At 44.6% G+C, this 18,142-nt stretch carries 14 protein-coding genes; 1 reads left to right on the forward strand and 13 read right to left on the reverse strand.

What is annotated here, in order from left to right:
* Positions 1-67: 67 nt before the first annotated feature.
* From ADU23_RS30410 to ADU23_RS30430, 5 genes are all read right to left on the reverse strand, one after another.
* Positions 68-1,657, reverse strand: a complete 1,590-nt coding sequence (locus ADU23_RS30410; RefSeq protein ID WP_053377188.1) for a response regulator transcription factor — start codon at positions 1,655-1,657, stop codon at positions 68-70.
* Positions 1,650-3,401, reverse strand: a complete 1,752-nt coding sequence (locus ADU23_RS30415; protein ID WP_053377189.1) for a cache domain-containing sensor histidine kinase — start codon at positions 3,399-3,401, stop codon at positions 1,650-1,652. The genes ADU23_RS30410 and ADU23_RS30415 overlap by 8 nt, the downstream gene beginning before the upstream one ends.
* Positions 3,402-3,611: 210 nt before the next feature.
* A complete protein-coding gene (locus tag ADU23_RS30420) occupies positions 3,612-5,006 on the reverse strand; it encodes an ABC transporter substrate-binding protein (RefSeq protein ID WP_053377190.1) in 1,395 nt (464 codons plus the stop codon).
* Positions 5,007-5,128: 122 nt separating this feature from the next.
* Entirely contained in the window at positions 5,129-5,965 is an 837-nt protein-coding gene (locus ADU23_RS30425) for a carbohydrate ABC transporter permease (protein WP_053377191.1), read from the reverse strand.
* A gap of 18 nt (positions 5,966-5,983) precedes the next feature.
* Positions 5,984-6,922, reverse strand: coding sequence for a carbohydrate ABC transporter permease (locus tag ADU23_RS30430; RefSeq protein ID WP_053377192.1), 939 nt, complete (start codon positions 6,920-6,922; stop codon positions 5,984-5,986).
* Positions 6,923-7,199: 277 nt separating this feature from the next.
* On the opposite strand from ADU23_RS30430, the gene ADU23_RS30435 reads away from it, so the two are divergent.
* Positions 7,200-8,660, forward strand: a complete 1,461-nt coding sequence (locus ADU23_RS30435) for an MFS transporter (protein WP_053377193.1) — start codon at positions 7,200-7,202, stop codon at positions 8,658-8,660.
* 85 nt (positions 8,661-8,745) lie between these two features.
* On the opposite strand, the gene ADU23_RS30440 is transcribed toward ADU23_RS30435, so the two are convergent.
* The 8 genes from ADU23_RS30440 to ADU23_RS30475 form a co-directional block, all read right to left on the reverse strand.
* Positions 8,746-9,375, reverse strand: a complete 630-nt coding sequence (locus ADU23_RS30440; RefSeq protein ID WP_231637561.1) for a hypothetical protein — start codon at positions 9,373-9,375, stop codon at positions 8,746-8,748.
* A 118-nt stretch (positions 9,376-9,493) separates the two neighbouring features.
* Positions 9,494-10,144, reverse strand: coding sequence for a formylglycine-generating enzyme family protein (locus ADU23_RS30445; RefSeq protein ID WP_053377917.1), 651 nt, complete (start codon positions 10,142-10,144; stop codon positions 9,494-9,496).
* 59 nt (positions 10,145-10,203) lie between these two features.
* The gene (locus tag ADU23_RS30450; protein ID WP_053377194.1) at positions 10,204-10,572 is read right to left on the reverse strand and encodes a DUF4180 domain-containing protein; all 369 of its coding nucleotides are present in this window, start codon (positions 10,570-10,572) and stop codon (positions 10,204-10,206) included.
* Positions 10,573-10,659: 87 nt separating this feature from the next.
* Positions 10,660-11,316, reverse strand: coding sequence for a TetR/AcrR family transcriptional regulator (locus ADU23_RS30455; RefSeq protein WP_053377195.1), 657 nt, complete (start codon positions 11,314-11,316; stop codon positions 10,660-10,662).
* A gap of 141 nt (positions 11,317-11,457) precedes the next feature.
* On the reverse strand, positions 11,458-14,775 hold the full coding sequence (locus tag ADU23_RS30460; RefSeq protein ID WP_331459302.1) for a carbohydrate-binding protein: 3,318 nt from the start codon (positions 14,773-14,775) through the stop codon (positions 11,458-11,460).
* 98 nt (positions 14,776-14,873) lie between these two features.
* Positions 14,874-16,163, reverse strand: a complete 1,290-nt coding sequence (locus ADU23_RS30465) for a glycoside hydrolase family 125 protein (RefSeq protein WP_082311254.1) — start codon at positions 16,161-16,163, stop codon at positions 14,874-14,876.
* 51 nt (positions 16,164-16,214) lie between these two features.
* Positions 16,215-17,102 (reverse strand): carbohydrate ABC transporter permease, encoded by an 888-nt coding sequence (locus ADU23_RS30470; protein ID WP_053377198.1) that lies wholly within the window; start codon positions 17,100-17,102, stop codon positions 16,215-16,217.
* Between the two features lie 9 nt (positions 17,103-17,111).
* Entirely contained in the window at positions 17,112-18,047 is a 936-nt protein-coding gene (locus ADU23_RS30475; protein WP_082311342.1) for an ABC transporter permease subunit, read from the reverse strand.
* Positions 18,048-18,142 lie beyond the last annotated feature (95 nt).

Genomic DNA, 18,142 nt, shown 5'->3' on the forward strand with positions numbered 1-18,142 from the left:
GGCAAGCATGGTTTTTTTGGCATTGTTTCTAGTCCTTCTGTGCTTCCTCATTAACAAAGCTCGTCCCCTACTCCGATTTTCCCCGCAGCTCTGTCGGAGTAAGTCCCGTATATTTCTTGAATACCTTCGAGAAATAGCTTCGCTCATAATAACCCAGCTTGGCAGCCACGATCTCGACGCTCTCGTCCGAGTTTTTTAGGAGCTGCTCCGCGATCCCAACCTTATAGCGGTGGGCATAATCCGTGAAGTTGATCCCCGTGAGTCTTTTGAAAAATCGCGAGAAGTAGCTCGGATTCAACTCTAAAAACTGTGCCATATCGATGGAGCTGATATTCTCCGAAAGGTTGTCGACAATATAGCGATCGATTGCTTGAAGCTTCAGCTCCTGCAAGGGCGATTGCAGCGGTATTTTGTCTCCCGCAATAAGCTCGTCAAGCTTCCCGCCCATCAAACTAATCAGATCATCGCCGTTCATGACGGACTCCAGCGCTTGATAGAAAGCATCGTCCTTTGTCCGTATATTCAGCTTCATCTCTAAGGAACGCACCAATTCGGTACATGCTTGTATCCAATCCAGCGGCTGAAACCGCTTATCCGAAGCTTCCGCCTTCATAGCTGCAAGCCGTTCTTGCACGGCGACTACATCGCCATCCTGCACAGCTCTATCCAATGACTTTTTAAACGTTTCAAAGCTATTATTGGCAGGATAAAATACGAGGCGGTTACGGTCTGGACGCCATTCGATCAGGCTCGCTCCTTCATAGAAAACCTGGTGCCTATTGCTATTTATCTTTTTATACATATCCGGTATGTCTTTAAGAGCCAGCTCTGCCGTGCAGTTAATGAAATGGAGGTCTACCTTCAAAAATTGTTCCACATGCCGCTGCACGTCGATCAAGTAACTCTGCAAATAGCTTTGCGGCGTCGTCGTAACGCTGCTTCGATAATTGAGCAGCACCATTAAATAACCCTTGTATTTGAATGTACTGATTCCTTCATAGCGGCTGGAAATCTCGGAAGCCATGTTGTATACGGAATACCGAAGCAGCTCAATGTCCTTATGAGCGTAACGCATCCGCAGACTAGAATAAGGAATAAATCCAAGCGCAAGCTTGAAAGAGGAATAGGTCCACTTAATGCCGAGCCTGCGTGCGTACCTCACCATAGCTTCTTCATTGCTTACTCCGCTTGCCAGATGCTCGAAGAAAGCGCTCTTAAGTACATCCAGGTTGCGAATGAAATCCTCCTGGTACGATTCCGTAGCTTCCGAAACCGCTTGCTGCTTCATCGCCGCAATGGACTTGTTCAACGTTTGCTCAAGCTGCGCGGCCACCAGCTTGTCCTTGATCAAATAATCGTCCGCATTCATATGAAGCGCCTGCTTCACGAATTCGAACTCCTCGTAGCAGGTCAAGAATACGATTCTCACATCCGGCTTCAGCCTTTTGAATTGATCCGCGAGCTGAAGGCCGTTCATTTGCGGAAGACCGATATCCGTCACCACGATATCTGGCTTTTCTTGCTTGAACAGCTCTAGTGCTTTAACGCTGGAGTACGATTCCAGCAGCGAACTGAAGCCTAAAGCGTTCCAATCAATAAGCTGACGCAAATATTTGAGCATGAGCGCGTCATCATCAATTATCAAGACCTTATACATCGTTCTCGACCTCCGGCAGCTTATCCGATTCTAAGATAGGAAAGCTAAGATAGACGGTAATGCCTGCATCCTTGTTCGAGACGAGCCACATAGCCGCTTCAGGGCCGTATATAAGTCTCGTTCGTTTCAAAATATTGCGCAGTCCGATTTGATCGAAGCCCTCGCTCTCCTCGATGGTTTCCTCATGCAGTCTGTCGTTCATCATGGCGAGCGACTCCTCCGTCATTCCCGCGCCGTTATCCGTGATGGCGATGATCAGGTGCTGACTGAGGATCTGGGCATCCAGCGCAATTGCTGAATGGTTGTCCCGCTCGACAAAGCCGTGTACGATCGCGTTCTCGACCAGCGGCTGCAGCAGGAGCTTCGGAATAAGGACGCTGCCTGCATCCTCTGAATAATCCATATTGAGACCGATGCTCATATCGCTCCTCATCTCCATAAGGCTGACGTAGTGCCGGAGCACCTCGCATTCCTCCCGCAGGGTAGAAGGCTCATCCATCCTCAAGTAATTCCGCAGCAGCGTGATGAGCGAATTGATTTTCTCGCTATGGAGGGAATCCGACTGCATAATGAGGCTGATCTTGATCGCGTTGAGCGTATTGAGCAAAAAATGGGGCCTAATCTGGTTTGCCAGCGTATGAAGTTCCATTCTTCGCTTCTCGTCCTGCTCCCGGTTAATATTGGCGATCAGCTCTTCGATCTGGTCCAGCATCTGGTTGAGCGTCCGTCCCAGATCATTGATCTCGTCATCGCCGGAAACAAGAAAGCGCATCGAGCGATTGCCGCTTCCGAACTGAAAGGCAATCCGCTGCAGCTTATGAATCGGTTTATGCAGTCTTCTTGCCAGTACCATGGATAACAATAAAAACAGCAGCATCGAGATCCCAATAATCATTCCGCTAATATAAAACGTTCTCGTAAGCTGACCGACTACGTCCTGCTTAGGCGTCTCGAAAACAAGATCCCAATCCACGATCGGAATGGAGGCTTTGCTCCGAATCGATGTCGCGGCATCGGCCGCTGGCTGAAGCTTCACTTCCTCCGACCCCGCGAACAGCTCACCGTCACTGTTAAAAAGGCCAAATTTCCCGTTGGGAAACGGTTTAAACAGCTCGCTGAAATAATTTTCCGAAATGCCGATGTTGAGAACAGCCAGCGTACGTCCGGTGCCCGACTCGCGAATCGCCCTTGTCCCATAAAAGAATTTTTCAGGATACCTATCCGACGAAACCGCGCCAAGCCACTGAAAATGCCCGGAATTTGTCAGGTTCTCATTGGAGCGTATTTGTCTCCAGTGCTCTTTGAGCTGCCCAATGTCCTTCCCTTGGTCAAAAAAGCCCGGCGTCGCGATGATCATTCCTTGCTCATTGGCGATAAATAGATGGATATGATTAGGAGAAGCCTTAAAGGATACCAACTTGAGGAGGCTTTCTATCCCGTTGTAAACCTTATAATCCTCATAGTTGTTAATATGGCTTAGCTCCGCGTAATGCTTGTAATAGGGCTTTAATAGATCATTTTCAACAAAAATAAGGGAAGCGTAAGCCAAATCGCTAATCGTCCCCTCAATGTCCTTCTCCATAAGCTGCAAAATGCTCTTATTCGTCAGCTCGATGTTCTCCATGCTGGCATTTCTATTCAGCAGGTAAGAAATAATGGATACGGTAACAATAGGAAGCAAAATAAGAATAATAAACGAAAGCTGAATCTTTCGATAATAAGTGCTGCGAAGCAGCTTCTTCATGATGATCACCGTCTATGGTTATATTTCATTTCCACTTATCGCTCGCTATATCTCCCATTATAAGGACCTAGCTCCTTTACCGTTAGTACGATTTTTGACTTGAAGGGTAATATTTTGACCTTCTCCTTCCGAAGCCGCCTATCAAAAATAAAAAAAAAGCGTTCCGGATGGGCAGAAACACCCCTCCTGAACACTTTTCTCTCGTTCCTCTTACTTCGTATTCTCTTTAATGATCTTCGTTGCTTCGTCAACCATTTGCTTCTGAATATCATCGATGGATTCATTTCCAAGCATAAATTTACTGAATGAGTCCGCTTGTACTTTCGCGAGCTGGGAGCCGAAAGTCGTTACGACCTGAGAGGCCTCCAAATATTCAATCTTATCGCTGAACAACGAGTTTTTGAGCGAATCCACATCGTACATCTTCGCATTGCCTCCGATCAAGCGATCAATCAGCGGTTTCGGATCGGATTTTTTCCAGCCGGAGAATTCCGTTTTAAACTCGGATTCCACCGTCGTCAAGAAACGCATGAGCTTGAAGGAAGCTTCTTTGTTTTTGGATGTAGCTCCAATTGCCAAGTGGGAGCCGCCCACGAAATATTTGCCGCCCTCGTAATCCTTGGGCTCTGCAGAAGCCGGCGGCAGAGGAACCGGCGCGAATGCCGTCACAAAGTCATGCGGATATTGCTCCAGGTTTCCTGGATCAGGAACCATCCAGCTGCCTGACAAAATCATTGCCGCATCTTCGTTGAAAAACTCCGTACGATAGTTCAGCTTAGCTGCAAGCACGTCAGCATATGGCTTCGCCGACTTGTCGACCGCTTCCATGTCTTTGCGAAGCTGGAAAAAATATTTGTACGTTGGATCGGAATAATTCGTCGTGCCGTCCTCGTATCGGAAAGGATTTCTTACAACGGTCTGCGCAGGCGGATTCATGTACAGCTCCCATGTGTGGAAGTAGCTGCCGTAACGCTTGTCCACGCCTTCTCCCTTGTTAAGCTTTTTCGCATATTCACGGAAATCATCCCACGTCCATCCGTAAGTTGGAACCGGCAGGCCAGCCTCATCCAGCGCATTTTTGTTCATCAAAATGAATTGATAGCTGGTCGTGTTCTGCATGCCATAGTAATTGTCGTCGATTTTCGGATTCACGAAATATTCGTCTTCAGGGACAAGTCCTTCCGCTTTATAATAATCGTTCAGCGGAGCTAGCGCCCCTCTTGAGGCTCTCTCTATAACAGCATCAAGACTAGGGACGCCGATTACGTCGATCGCTTCCCCGGAGGAAATGAGGAAGTCCAGCTTCTTCAGCATCTCTACCGAGTTGCCGGGAACAAGAACGATATGCTCAACCTTGATGTTCGGATTCTCTTTCTCAAACTGATCAAGCAGCGCCCTTGTATTCGGCGATGTCGATTCATTATCCCAGTTGTAATATTTGATCGTAACCTTCTCATCGGATGGAGCTTTCTTGTCTGATGATGCATTTGGCGATGCGGAACCACCTTTGTTCGATTTGCCGGAATCGGAATTGCCGCAGGCGCTCAATACGGTAACGATCGCCAGCATGATGCTCAGTAGTAACATGGCGCTTCTCTTCTTCACTTGCTATTCCCCCTTGTAGACATTTGTAATAACTGCTGTCCTTAAAATGAATTATAGGTTTTAGCGCAGATGCCGGCGTGTACAATTTTTAGGTGGTTGGAGAAAATATTTGACTTTTTCGCTTAACCTTTCACGCCGCCTAATGCGATCCCGTTAATGACCTGCTTCTGCAAAATAATAAATACGATGAGCAGCGGTATGATCGCGGATAGCGAAGCCATCATCATAATGGCGTAATTGTTCGTGTAATCGTCCCGGAATAGCGCCATGCCCAGCGGAATGGTATACAGATCCTTGTCGAGCAGGAAAATAAGCGGATTCTGGTAATCATTCCAAGTCCAGATGAACTTGATGATCGCGACCGTCGCAAGCACCGGCTTACAGAGTGGAAGCATAATCGACCAGAAGATTCGGAAATAGCCCGCACCGTCAATTTTCGCCGCTTCAATAAAATCATTGTTAACGCTAATCATGAACTGCCTTAGCAGGAACGTGAAATAGATGGAAAACATGTCCATAAGAATAAGCGCCGCATGCGTATCATATAGCCCCATCCAGCGAATAAGCATAAACCGCGGAATCAATGTCGCTTGGGCGGGTATGATCATATAAGAGATTAGCATCAGGAAAACCATGTCTCTCCCCTTGAAGCGCAGCTTCGTGAAAGCATACGCAGCCATGGATGAGAATACGAGTGTAATCAGCGTTACGGTCAATGCAATTTTAATCGAGTTGAAGTAGAATTGGTAGAATGGCACATTCCCCATCCACACCGTTTTGAAATTGTACACTACATTGATCGATTCCGGTATCCATTGAATCGGGAAGCGCATCACGTCTTTCTCAAATTTGAAAGCGGATGACAGCATCCAGATGAACGGCACGAGGAAGAAAATAGAAAGAGCTCCCATTAGGATGGTTACAATAATCTTCGATACGTTTTTTTTCAGAACGAGCATCTTATTCCCTCCCCTTAGTTAGGCCGTGTCTTCTTTTCGCATTTTCCATGTTGCTGCCGTGATCAAGCCAATAATGGCGAACAGCAGCCAGGAAATGGCGGAAGCATAGCCCATGTTGTAATTTCGGAAGCCCTCTTCATAGATTCGGAATACGACAACGGTCGATGAATTATGCGGGCCTCCTTCCGTCAGGAAGGCAATAAGATCGAATACTTTGAATGAGCCGATCAGCATCGTTATGAACAAGAAGAAGGTCGTAGGACGCAGCAGCGGTACCGTTATTTTGAAAAACTTCTGCAACGAGGATGCCCCGTCAATATCTGCAGCTTCATATAAGTCGGCGGAGATATTCGTCAGTCCTGCCAAGTAAATAATGATCGTATAGCCTATGCCTGCCCAAGTGCTGATAATGGCGATTGATACTAACGATGTCTTCGGATCGACGAGCCACTTCGGCGGATTGTTGATGCCTATATCCATCAAGAACTGGTTAATCGGCCCCAGCGACGGATGCAGAAGGGCGCTCCAAACCGCCGCAATGGCAATGATAGATGAAATGTACGGCAGAAAAAAGACGACTTTGAAATAATCCTTGCCATACACCTTGGAATGAATGAGCACGGCGAGCACCAGCGCTATCCCTATGGAAAGGGGAACCGTCAGCACGGTGAACAGCAGGTTGTTCATGAGCGCCTTGCCTATCGTAATGTCTTGGAACAGCTTGACGTAGTTGTCTATGCCGATAAATTTAATGCCGGATAGTCCTGATAGTAAATCCCAGGAGGAGAAACTCAAATACAATGAAAATACAAGCGCAAACACGTTGAGCAGCAGCATGCCCACGATTTCGGGCAAGAGGAACAGCCAGCCAACCAGCGCTTCCTTTCGACCCGGTGTCCAAAACTTTTTTGGACTTTTCAGCCGTTCATCCAATCCAGCAGATCTTGTAGCATCCACCTCGAATCACCTCAGCAATCTGTTATGTTGGCATAATCATAATGGAATTGCCGTGTTTTCAAAGGATCGATTATGACATCGAAGGAGTAATATTTTGACCTTGGCCATTGAAAATAAAAAAAACGGCATCTCTGCCGCTTTCTTATACGTTTATGGTGCATGCTGGAAGGATTCGAGCGAAATGTTCAAACCTTGTTCCATTCTGACCTTCTTTACTCGCCTCATAACATGTTAGAATAGAGCAATCCAATCAAAATACAATTTAGGAGCATAATAAGTGAAGGCACATCCCATTTACATTTTACGTATTACTGGTCTTTTAGATGGTATTTCATTATTAGTATTGCTAGGTATCGCTATGCCCTTGAAATATATTTGGGGAATAGACAAAGCCGTAACGATTGTAGGCAGCATCCACGGCGGGATTTTCAGTGCATATGCGCTAACCATTCTTTATGCGGCCATTCGGGTAAAGTGGAATCTTCTTTGGCCTGCTGCGGCGGTAATCGCGGCTTTTATACCGTTTGGCAACTTTTTGCTGGACTGGAAGCTGAAGAAGGCGCAAGTCCAATATCCTATTCGGCCTTTTAACTATGCCCTGCTTGTGTACAGCATCGTGTTTTTTTCCTTTTTTGATTTATTCTCGCAGCTGCCCGTCATGAGTACATTTGCGGCTTCCGTCGGTGCCAGCTCGTTTATTGTAGGTTTTGTCATTGGGCTATACTCGTTAGCCAATACGGTTGGCAATATTTTATCCGGCATTCTGACGGACAAGATCGGTCCTTTCAAAATACTGATGGCCGGATTGCTCTTATCAAGCGGCGCCCTGCTGCTTTATCATTTCGTCGATCAGCCTTTATTTTTGATCGCTGTTCGAATCATCCATGGTTTTGTGGCCGGCTTGATTGTTCCAGCTGCTTTTACCTTTTCTGCGAATACGACGATAAATGAACAGCAAGGCAAAAAAGTCGCTTTCACCGGTACATTTGTAGGACTAGCCGCCATTATCGGACCGGCCTTCAGCGGAATTATGGCCAGCAAAACCTCCGTTCCATTCGTTTTTACATGCGTTGCAATAATGGGTTTTGCACTTGCCATCCTGTCCGCTATTTTTCTTGGCAAATATAAAATATCGAAAAAAGAAAAGGACGATGCCGGCGTTCAACCAGCAGGCTCGCTCTTCAATGGCGGTGTTTTAAAAGCTTACGCCGGCGCTTTTTTCTTAATGTTCTCACAAGGCGTTATCGCTTATTTGCTTCCTTTGCATGTTCAAACGCTCGGTTATGATTCGAGATTAAGCGGCACCTTAATGAGCACCTTTGGGATCATTGCCGTACTCCTGTTCGTACTTCCCACTAATCGAATTTTCGATCGGATCAAACCGTCCAAAACGCTGGCTTTAGGCATTGGTTTAATGGGAATAAGCCAGCTGCTGATCAGCCAATCAACGACGACATTGGCTCTTTACTTCGTGTTAGGACTATATGGCGTAGGTTTTGCTTTTTTGTTCCCTTCTATTAATACGATGCTCATCAAATCCACGCCGCCTGCGCTGCGCGGCAAAGCTTATGGTTACTTCTACGCCTTCTTCTCGCTAGGCGTTGTTGCCGGATCTTCCGTGCTGGGCTGGCTGAATTTTACGATCGTTGAAGGATTTATGTTCACAGGAATCATTCTGCTGCTCTTCGCTGCTTTCGTTGTTTATAACAAGCAAAGAGAGCATGCTTTGAATCACTAGTGCTGTATTTGAAACGGAAACGGAAACAGCCACGTCCCGAGGACGTGGCTGTTTCCGTTTTACTAGTTAAAATTGACCGTGCCTGTTATTCCAAGCCATGTTCGCTTCGGATGTCATACAATCCTTGAATGAGCAGCTCTCCAGGGTCGCGGTTCAACTGCAAATAGGTCAACAATAGGTGCAAAGGGATCGCGCATACATTATTTCCATCTGTAATCGTTGGAAATCCAGCTTCAAAAACCGGGCCATGTTCTTCGTTCCAAGCAAGTCCCGCATGTACCTGCTCTGGTGCAAACTCTTCCGTTACTGCTTTTATACACTGCGGAACGAGTATTTTGTCAATGATCGCTTTAGCTTCATCTTCGTTGGTAGCCGGTTGCGGAAGTACTTTTCCACCCTCTACCTCCATAAGATCGACGAAGAAGGAAGACATCCAGAGTGCAGGATCATTGCCCGATTGGAATCTGGCGACCAACTCGCGCAGAAAAAAGCCGCATGAATATACGCTATCCTGTTCATCCTTCACATGGAATATAAAAACCGGGCCATAAGGGTCCAAATTCAGCGCTTGTCCTTCAACATCGTTAAAGTGCATTTTTAAAGCTACGAGACCGTTATGATGAACAGCCTTTAGAAGCTCCGTCCATTGCTCCTCGGACATGACAGCTTCCTTGCTGTTTGCTTCTTCATTTGTTGTCTCATTGTTCATTTTCATAGTCCCCGCCTTCTGCAAATCTATTATGGATTACCACAATTGCTTACATCTATTATAGGCATGTGTCCGTCTGACTAGCAATCACCATACTCTAGCAAATTTATTCATTTTTGAATGGCTATAATGACAGCGATCTGGCAAGGCGAAAGCCAAGATCATCAATGCGAAACGTCGGGTGACTGCGGCGGCGGCACGTTGCTCCGCAGCCTCTTGCCTCTTCCGCCCAGCTGCCGCCGCGGAAAATTCTATAGGAATCGTATACTTTCACATCGTATAAATCCCAGCACCATTCCCACACATTTCCCAGCATATCATAAAGCCCCCACGCATTCGGCAGCTTTTTACCTACCTCATGGATCAAGCCTCCTGAGTTTCCCTGATACCAAGCTATTGCATCAAGCTCGCCGTATTGATAAGCATTCGTTCCTGCTTTACACGCATACTGCCATTCCGCTTCCGTAGGAAGTCGATAGCCATTTGCCCCTACGATACAGATAACCTTCTCGCCATCATCGCTTATGGAGTAACATTCCGCTAGACCTGCACGCTGAGATAGCGTATTACAAAAGGAGATCGCATCATGCCATGAGACATCCACAGCCGGAGTCTGAGGATGTTCATTAGGCTCAACCGTCTTTTCCAATATCGAGAAATATAACGCTTTCGTAACTGGAACCGGAGCAAGCAAAAAAGAATCCAAATGGACCTTCCATGTCGTCTTTTTCCGATCGTCCCTTAATTCAATTTCACCTGCACAAATCTTGATCATGGGATACTCAGCATGAATATGCTGCACGTTTGGCACCTAGCTTCCTCCCGTTCTGTCTTCTACTTCAACATGCTTAACTTTTCAATCGCTTGTCGTTCGGTCGGCAGGAAAAAGAAATCGGTTCCGTTATTACATTCATAGATGAAATCACGCAAGCTTTTGCTGGAATACATCGAAAAATCTCCAACAATGGCGATCTTCACGTGATAATTGGTAAACTTCTGCAAAATATCGCCTGCAAGACGTGTTTTCAAATCAAAAAAGCTCTCGCTTAGCAGCGATTTGTTTATCACAATACGATCTGTGCCTGCTTCATAATGCACGGTTGCCATAAAATCCAATGCTGACTGCACATCTTCTATTAAAACCTCGCCGCTGCTCACGACCGCAATATTTGCCCCGCCAGCTTCAATACTCTTAATATTCATAAATATCCTCCTCTATGTTTTGGACATGAGACAAGCACTATCCTTTCGATCAAAATCCGGCTTCGTCAGCATGCGCTTTGCTTATTGTCAGCGTCCATCAGTAAACCTTCTCACATAATCATCACAAATATAGCGGTTATCCTCGCCATTTATTGGCGGTATGTTCGCTACTCTAAAGAAGCTTAGACCTATCACCATCGCTAACAGACCATATGCCGCGCTTTGTGAATCTTCTACACGCATATGCCCTGTCATTTTGCCGTAATCAAAAATCTTGGCTATGCCCTGGAGATCAGCCAAATAGCTCTTGGATACAACTTCCTGCAAATTGCGATCCAACACGGCTTTTGAGAAAAACTGCAGGAATAGCTTTGCTTGGTCTTCATGCGGGATAAACATCTTATCGATTCCATCAAGCTGCGAAACATTAATCCGCTTTCCCGAGTCGTCGCTATATGTCGGTAGTATATGATTCAAAGTAACGTCCATCATTTCCACGGCATTCATTGTATGTTCAATTTCAGATTCTATCTTAAGGCCATAATAGGCCATAAACGACTTGAACGCTTCAATCGTCAAATTATCCTTATTCTTAAAATAATAAGTGACAACGCCCTTTGAACAGTCGGCATACTCTGCAACCTTATCGAGTGTCATGCCATCTATCCCGTGAATGCTTATGCAAGTTAACGTGGCGTTAATGACATCGGCTCGGCGCTTCGGTTCCATTCCTAGCTTGGGCAAAAGAGTTCACCTTTTTCCTTATTTTATTTATACTGTACAGTCGAAATAAAAAGAGTATACGAAATGATTACCGCTGTTGTCAATTACAAAGAAGAACCTCACTGTGTATGAAAACAGTGAGGTTCTTTCATTAGACTTAATCTAATTTGAACGGATATTGTCCCAGAGCGCGATTAGTGCTTGAGCATCCGAAATCAGAATCGCTTTGGCATGTTCTTTAACGTTATGATTTAAAGCTTTTTTATTTAAGTGCTTTATAAAATCCTGCATATGTTTAATCGCATTTTTCTGTTTCCCTTTATCCAGTTGATGCTGAGCCTGCGCAAGTGCATTCGTAAGCTGCGGGACCATCGCTCCACTTATATCGCCTGAGTCCTTGAAACGAGTTATTAATTTTTGCATGGAATTTATACTCGTTGCTACATTAAATTTAAATGTTTGCTGAAGCTTGTTGCCTGAGTAATCCTCTATTGCAACTGCAGCCGTCTTATTTCCTAAATTTCCGGCCATATCGATGGCTATTTTGTCCTTTGTCTGCGCATTAATCGTGTATGGTTTTCCATCAATTGTAATGATTGCTGATTTGATAACGGATATGCTGCCTCCTATTTTGAAGGTTAAAGCCTTATAATCTTCAAAAGATTCGCCCTCTTTTAACACCTTTTCGTTTGCAGAAAGTGAAAATGAAAGCACATCCTTTTCATTTATCCTGATTCCCTGTGATTCATTTCCTGACTTATCTACAGTCTTTATCAAGATTGTGTAGCTTTCGCCCTTTTCAATTCCAGATATAACTGCCGTTTGTATCCCTCTATTAACCTCTATTGCCGCTCCAGCCTGTTGTCCTTTGTTTAATAAAGAGATTTTCACCTTTTGACCATCGATATCATATGGACCATCCCAATACAATTTCATCTGGTCATCGCCACGAATGATCTGAACATTTTCCACTTCTCCCGGAGCAATATGGTCCTCCACAGGTTCAATAGGGGGAGTTGGTTCTGTAAATACGGCAGGATCGCCGAAAGTGAATTTATCAAGGTTGTATAACCAGTCATCTCCTTTAAATAATAGGAAAACAATATGTTTCCCCGTTACAGGAGCTGTAATATCCGCAGAGACCACCTTGAAGTTCTGCCAACCGCCTGTTCCTGAAACCGTACTTGTAGCTATAACAGGGCCATTCATGCTGTCCACTCTTACTTCTATCGTTCCTCCGCCTGTGTCGGTTGCTGCATTAACGGTAAACTTAGACGGGCTTGTGCTTCCAAAATCAATGTAATTATACATGGCATAGGGTTGATTAGGGCCATATATTCCAGCTAGGTAGGTTTGGCCTCCGCCATTTTCTGTACCGAATCCTACGCCGCTCGTATATTTTTCAGCCTCCAGCTTGCCATATGCGTCCTTAGCTTGCCCTTTCACCGTTGAAAAGGAGAACCAATCCAAATTACTAGGGAAGTCGCTTCCATCTGTCCCATGGAACACGAGATATAGATCATGAATACCTACCGCTTTGGTATCGTCAATATTAGACATGATGTCCACCCAGTTATCCCAATCTCCTAATGCCGGAATCCCGATTTCACCTACGGTTGGGCCGTCCAGGCTGTCCAGCTTAACTTCAATCGTGCCGCCTTGATTGCCGCTTGATACATGAACGGTAATGCCAGCGGCGCCTGTTCCAAAGTCGATTCCTGTATAAGAGGCATAAGCGTTGTTATGAATGCCTTCTAAAAATCCTCCGTCCGCATTTTTACTTAGACCGGAGCTGCTGTCGAAATTTCCAGCCTTAAGCCTTGTGTATGCATCTGTTCTCGTTGGATCGGTCGCGGTGAATTTAAACCAGTTCAAGTTAAACAAATATTGATCATTCGTTTTGGTGAAGACCAGATATACATCATGTGTTCCTGTTATAGCACTTGGATTTCCTTGATCATCCTTAAGAACAGTAACGGCATCCGAATAATTATTCCATTCGCCAGTTCCTTGTACGTTTAAAGTGCCGACTTTAGGTCCATTCAGGGAATCAAGCCTTACTTCGATATTTCCCCCGCCTGTTCCGCTTGCCGCTCTTGCAATAAATCCAGTTGCACCGGTAGATCCAAAATCCACATTTTTATATGCGGCATACATTCCGGGCTGAATTCCTCCCAGCTGCATGGATCCTTCCTTGCTGTCCTCCATAACAAATCCAGTACCGATATTATACTTTTCCGCTTCTATTTTTTTGTAAGGGTCTTTAACCGCATATTGTAAAGCCACATCCTGTGATTCTAGAACAATCAGCGCTTCAACCGCACTGGATGATGACCAAGATTCATAAGTTCCGGCAAGCAGCTGCCCTGCCCAGTTACCATCAATAATATTGTCAGCATTTCGATTGTTCCATGCCATTTGCGCATTCAACGCAAGCCAATATTTCAATTCGCTCCTAACCTGCTTGTATGCACTTTCGCTTCTCTCCTTTAAAGCAGCTTGAAGATAGGCCAAATTGCGAATTAATATCGTTTTACCGCCCTTTAAGTCCCCATTCGGTCCTTCATAGTTCAACAACTGGTTTGCGTCCACTAAATGATCTTTGGTAAAGTTAGCAGCTTTCACTGCATCATCCAAATATACGGTGCTTCCCGTTATTTGATACAATCCTACTGCCGCGCCAATGAATGTGCCCTGGTTGTAATGAGTTGCATCAGGAACAGCGCCTCTTTCAAGCTCAATGCGGTCAAATACTTTGCCATTGCCGTCCGTAAGCATGGTCTTGCCCCATTTGTATATACGGTTAGCTGCATCTAGATAATGATCATCCTGAGTAATGTTATACATGAAAACAGCTGCTTGGGCCGCTGGGAAATTAATGCATGAATTTTTTGTGTTATGCTCGCTATTCATCCACCAGATGCCGCCGTTTGCAAAGTTGTCATCCCATTGCGTATCGTATACAAAGTCAAAATAATACTTGGCCTTATCCAAATATTTCGGATCCTTCGTTATTTCGTAAGCCCTTGCGGACGCCATCGCCCACCACATGATGTCATCATTAAAATGATTGTTTGTCCAATCATCTCCATACTTAACTACTGTGCCATCGAATATATCGTCAATCTGCGTCCTAAGCTTAGCTTTCAATGCAGGATTAGAAGTATGGACATACGCATCCATTACCATCTCCCAAAGCTCCGCTTCCACCCAGAAGCCCTGGTAGCTGTCACCATGGTTGGAATTCGTCCAAAAATATTTTGCGTTGCTATCCCAAAACTTTGCGTTAAATGCCTCCATAGCGGTGTCTGCATCGGATGAAGTAAATGCATATGCTTTTGTATTTCCAATAGCAGACATTGAAGCGAAAATGAGTGAAAATGCCAAACATAACACTAATAACGTAGATGGTTTCGTTTTTTTCAGTGCCATAATCGTAATATTGCCTCCATTTCGGCTCCGCATAACCGCAGCGGGCATATATGATATAAAGCGCTTTCATAAATACTATAATATTCATACTAACCTAATGTCAATATATAATATTAATTAGATTAGTATGTCAATATACTATTTAATTATGATTTTCTGATTTCCAGCCCGCATACGCTTAATATAAACTCAACAAACATGGCATTTGACCAAGAAAACCATTCTCTCGTAAATGCATCGGGATTGTCCTTGTGAAATCCTTCATGGACCAAATGGGTTCCAGCGTCTGTTCGTTCAAACATGTCCAGTATTTCGTTCTGCTCCGATTCATCGATAGCGGTCATTCCTTGAATGGACAAAGCGATATGCCAAATGTAATGCTCCGGTGTGTGCGGACTTCCGATCCCCTTGGCATACTTGCCTTCATAGTAATAAGGGTTTCTTTGGCTTAGAATCATCCTTCTTGTATTTAGATAAACAGGATCATCTTTTTTGCAGTAATCCAGATAGGGAAGGGAGAGCAAGCTCGGTACATTCGCATCGTCCATGATGTTGACCTGCCCTAAACCATCGACCTCGTAGGCATAAACCGGGCCGAATTGTTCATCATTTAGGACTGCGAATTGCTCAATGCCTTGCTCGATATCATTCCGAATGGACACAATCTCCTGACCCAGGCTCTGATCGTGAATGAACAAATCATTTATTTCCTCCAAGTACTTCAACACGACCACGGCGAACATATTCGAAGGCACCAAATAACCATACTTGCAGGCATCATCACTTGGCCGGAACCCTGACCATGTCATCCCTGTATATGCTACTTCGCTGCCTTTGCCGCTTCTTTCCAAAGTATCTGTGGCAGGACAATTTTCTCGTTCAAAGGTGTAATTCGATTGCTCCATATGGTATTGCTCGGTCCGCCAAACTTTCAAAACTAACCGCACCGCTTTTTCAAAATCGGGAGTAAAGTGTCCCGTTTCACCTGTGTTTTTCCAATATAAATAAGCTAATTGAATAGGATAACACAAGGAATCTATTTCATATTTTCTTTCCCAGATCCATCCCGACATCTCAGTCTTATCATTTTGGTGCCCTTTGCCATTATCAAACTCATTAAACGCATTGGCATACGGATCTCTTAAAATGGATTGATATTGGGTTTTTAAAACCCCTTCAATTATTTTCTTAAGGTCGGCATCCTGTGCCGCCAGCATTAAATAAGGCCTGAGCTGATTCACGGAATCTCTCAGCCACATGGCTGGAATATCTCCGGTCAGCATGAATACCGTTCCATCATCTTCATGCCTGTGAATGGTTGTTTCCAGCGTATTCTGATAGCAGCTTTTGAACATTTGGATGATTTTAGGGCGATCGGACATTTTATCGGTAATATATTGAATGATCTGTTCTTCCGTATGGTTATGCATTATCATTCTCCTGTACTGTTAATTATCCATTTTATCCGCAGCGAACTTCGTGTTTACCTATTCCTTTACCGATCCCAAGACGATTCCGTGAATAAGGTACCGCTGCAGGAAGGGATAGATTAATAAAATAGGAATCATGGATACTAAGATTTTTGCCGAATTCAAGGTGACATTGGATATCTTGTTGAACTCCTTAAGCTGCTCAACCGTAAGATTCTGGATTTGATCCCGCGTCAGGCTAAGCTGCTGAAGATAGGTCTGCAAAGGAATTTTGTTGCTGTCGTTGATTAAAACAATCCCGTCAAAAAAATTGTTCCAGTGGCCTACGATGGAAAACAAGGCAATGGTAGCCAAGCTTGGCAATGAAACAGGAAGAAAAATATGAAACAATATTTTCAGTGGTCCTGCTCCATCCATAAATGCAGCTTCCTCCAGCTCCTTAGGAATCCCTTTGAAAAAATTCATCAGCAAGATGACATTAAATACCGGGACCGCTCCGGGTAATACGAGAGCCCAGATGGAATTGATCAGCCCCAGATTGCTAATGACCATAAACCAAGGGACAATGCCGCCGCTAAATAACATCGTAAATATGATAACCCACATATAAACGTTTCTGGACTTAAACTGCTTGATGCTTCTAGACAGCGGGTAAGCCATTAATATGGTCAAAATCATATTCAGGCTGACACCAAGAACGACACGCTCCACCGAGACAAGAAATGCCTTCCAAAATTTCGTATCATTTAATATCTTTTCGTAGGAGGAGAAATTAATATCTACGGGGATAAAATAAACCTCTCCTGCATTTACAGCCGTACTGCTGCTAATCGAAATGGCGATCGTATTAACCATCGGAACGATGGATACAAAAGTGATCATTAACAATGCCGTTATGATCAATATGCTTACAAACCTGGACCCCAGGGCTTTGGATTGTACCATGTTTACCTCCTAAAAAATCTTATACCCGGCGTATTTTGCAGCTAACCTATAGGAGAGAATGATTAAAACAAAACTGATGACAGATTTCATTAAACCTATGGCTGTGGCAAACGAATACTGCATATTGATCAGACCCATGCGGTACACAAAAGTATCGATGATATCGCCTGTTTCATATACCAACGGATTATAGAGATTGAATACTTGGTCAAACCCTGCATTCAATACATTTCCCAGACTCAAGGTGCCTAGTAAAACGATGGTTGGAAAGATTCCTGGCAGCGTTATGCTTCTGATCTGCCTCCAGCGATTAGCGCCATCAAGCGCAGCCGATTCATATAATGCCGGATTAATTGCTGTCAACGCAGCCAAATAAATAATGGTCCCGTAACCAAATTCCTTCCACGTATCCGTTAAAATAAGCAGAGGTCTAAACCAGGTGTTGCTTGCCAAAAACATAACTCGTTCCAGACCCAAAAATTCAAACAAACCGTTTACCATGCCGTCGTATGAAAAAATCATGGAAAGCATGCTGCCCAAGACAACCCATGACATAAAATGCGGTAAATATACAATGGTTTGAACCGTACTCTTAAAGACTTTAAGCCTTACTTCATTTAATAGCAGGGCAAAAACAATGGGTACCAGTAAGCCGAGTAAAATTTTCCCTATCGCGATTACAATCGTATTGATGAAGATTTGCTTGCTGTCGGGCAGTTGAAACATATAAGTGAAATTGGCGAGGCCCACCCAGTCGGAACCCCCTATCCCTTTCGCAGGGATAAATCGTTGAAACGCCATCACGGCTCCAAACATGGGAATGATCGAGAAAATAAACAGCATGATCATTCCGGGCAACAGCATGAAATGATAAACGATACCGTTTGACCAGTTCCGTTTTTTATGTATGTGATTGAGGGGCTTTCCCCCGCTGGTTACAGGCATATCCACTTGCGCCATTTTCGCATCACATCCTTTTATCTAAATTAGTGAACTCGCTCGCATCCGCTACACGAAAATGTTCAGGTGGAGTCATCCTC

Source organism: Paenibacillus sp. FJAT-27812 (assembly GCF_001273905.1).
In the GTDB taxonomy this organism is placed as follows: Bacteria; Bacillota; Bacilli; order Paenibacillales; family Paenibacillaceae; genus Pristimantibacillus.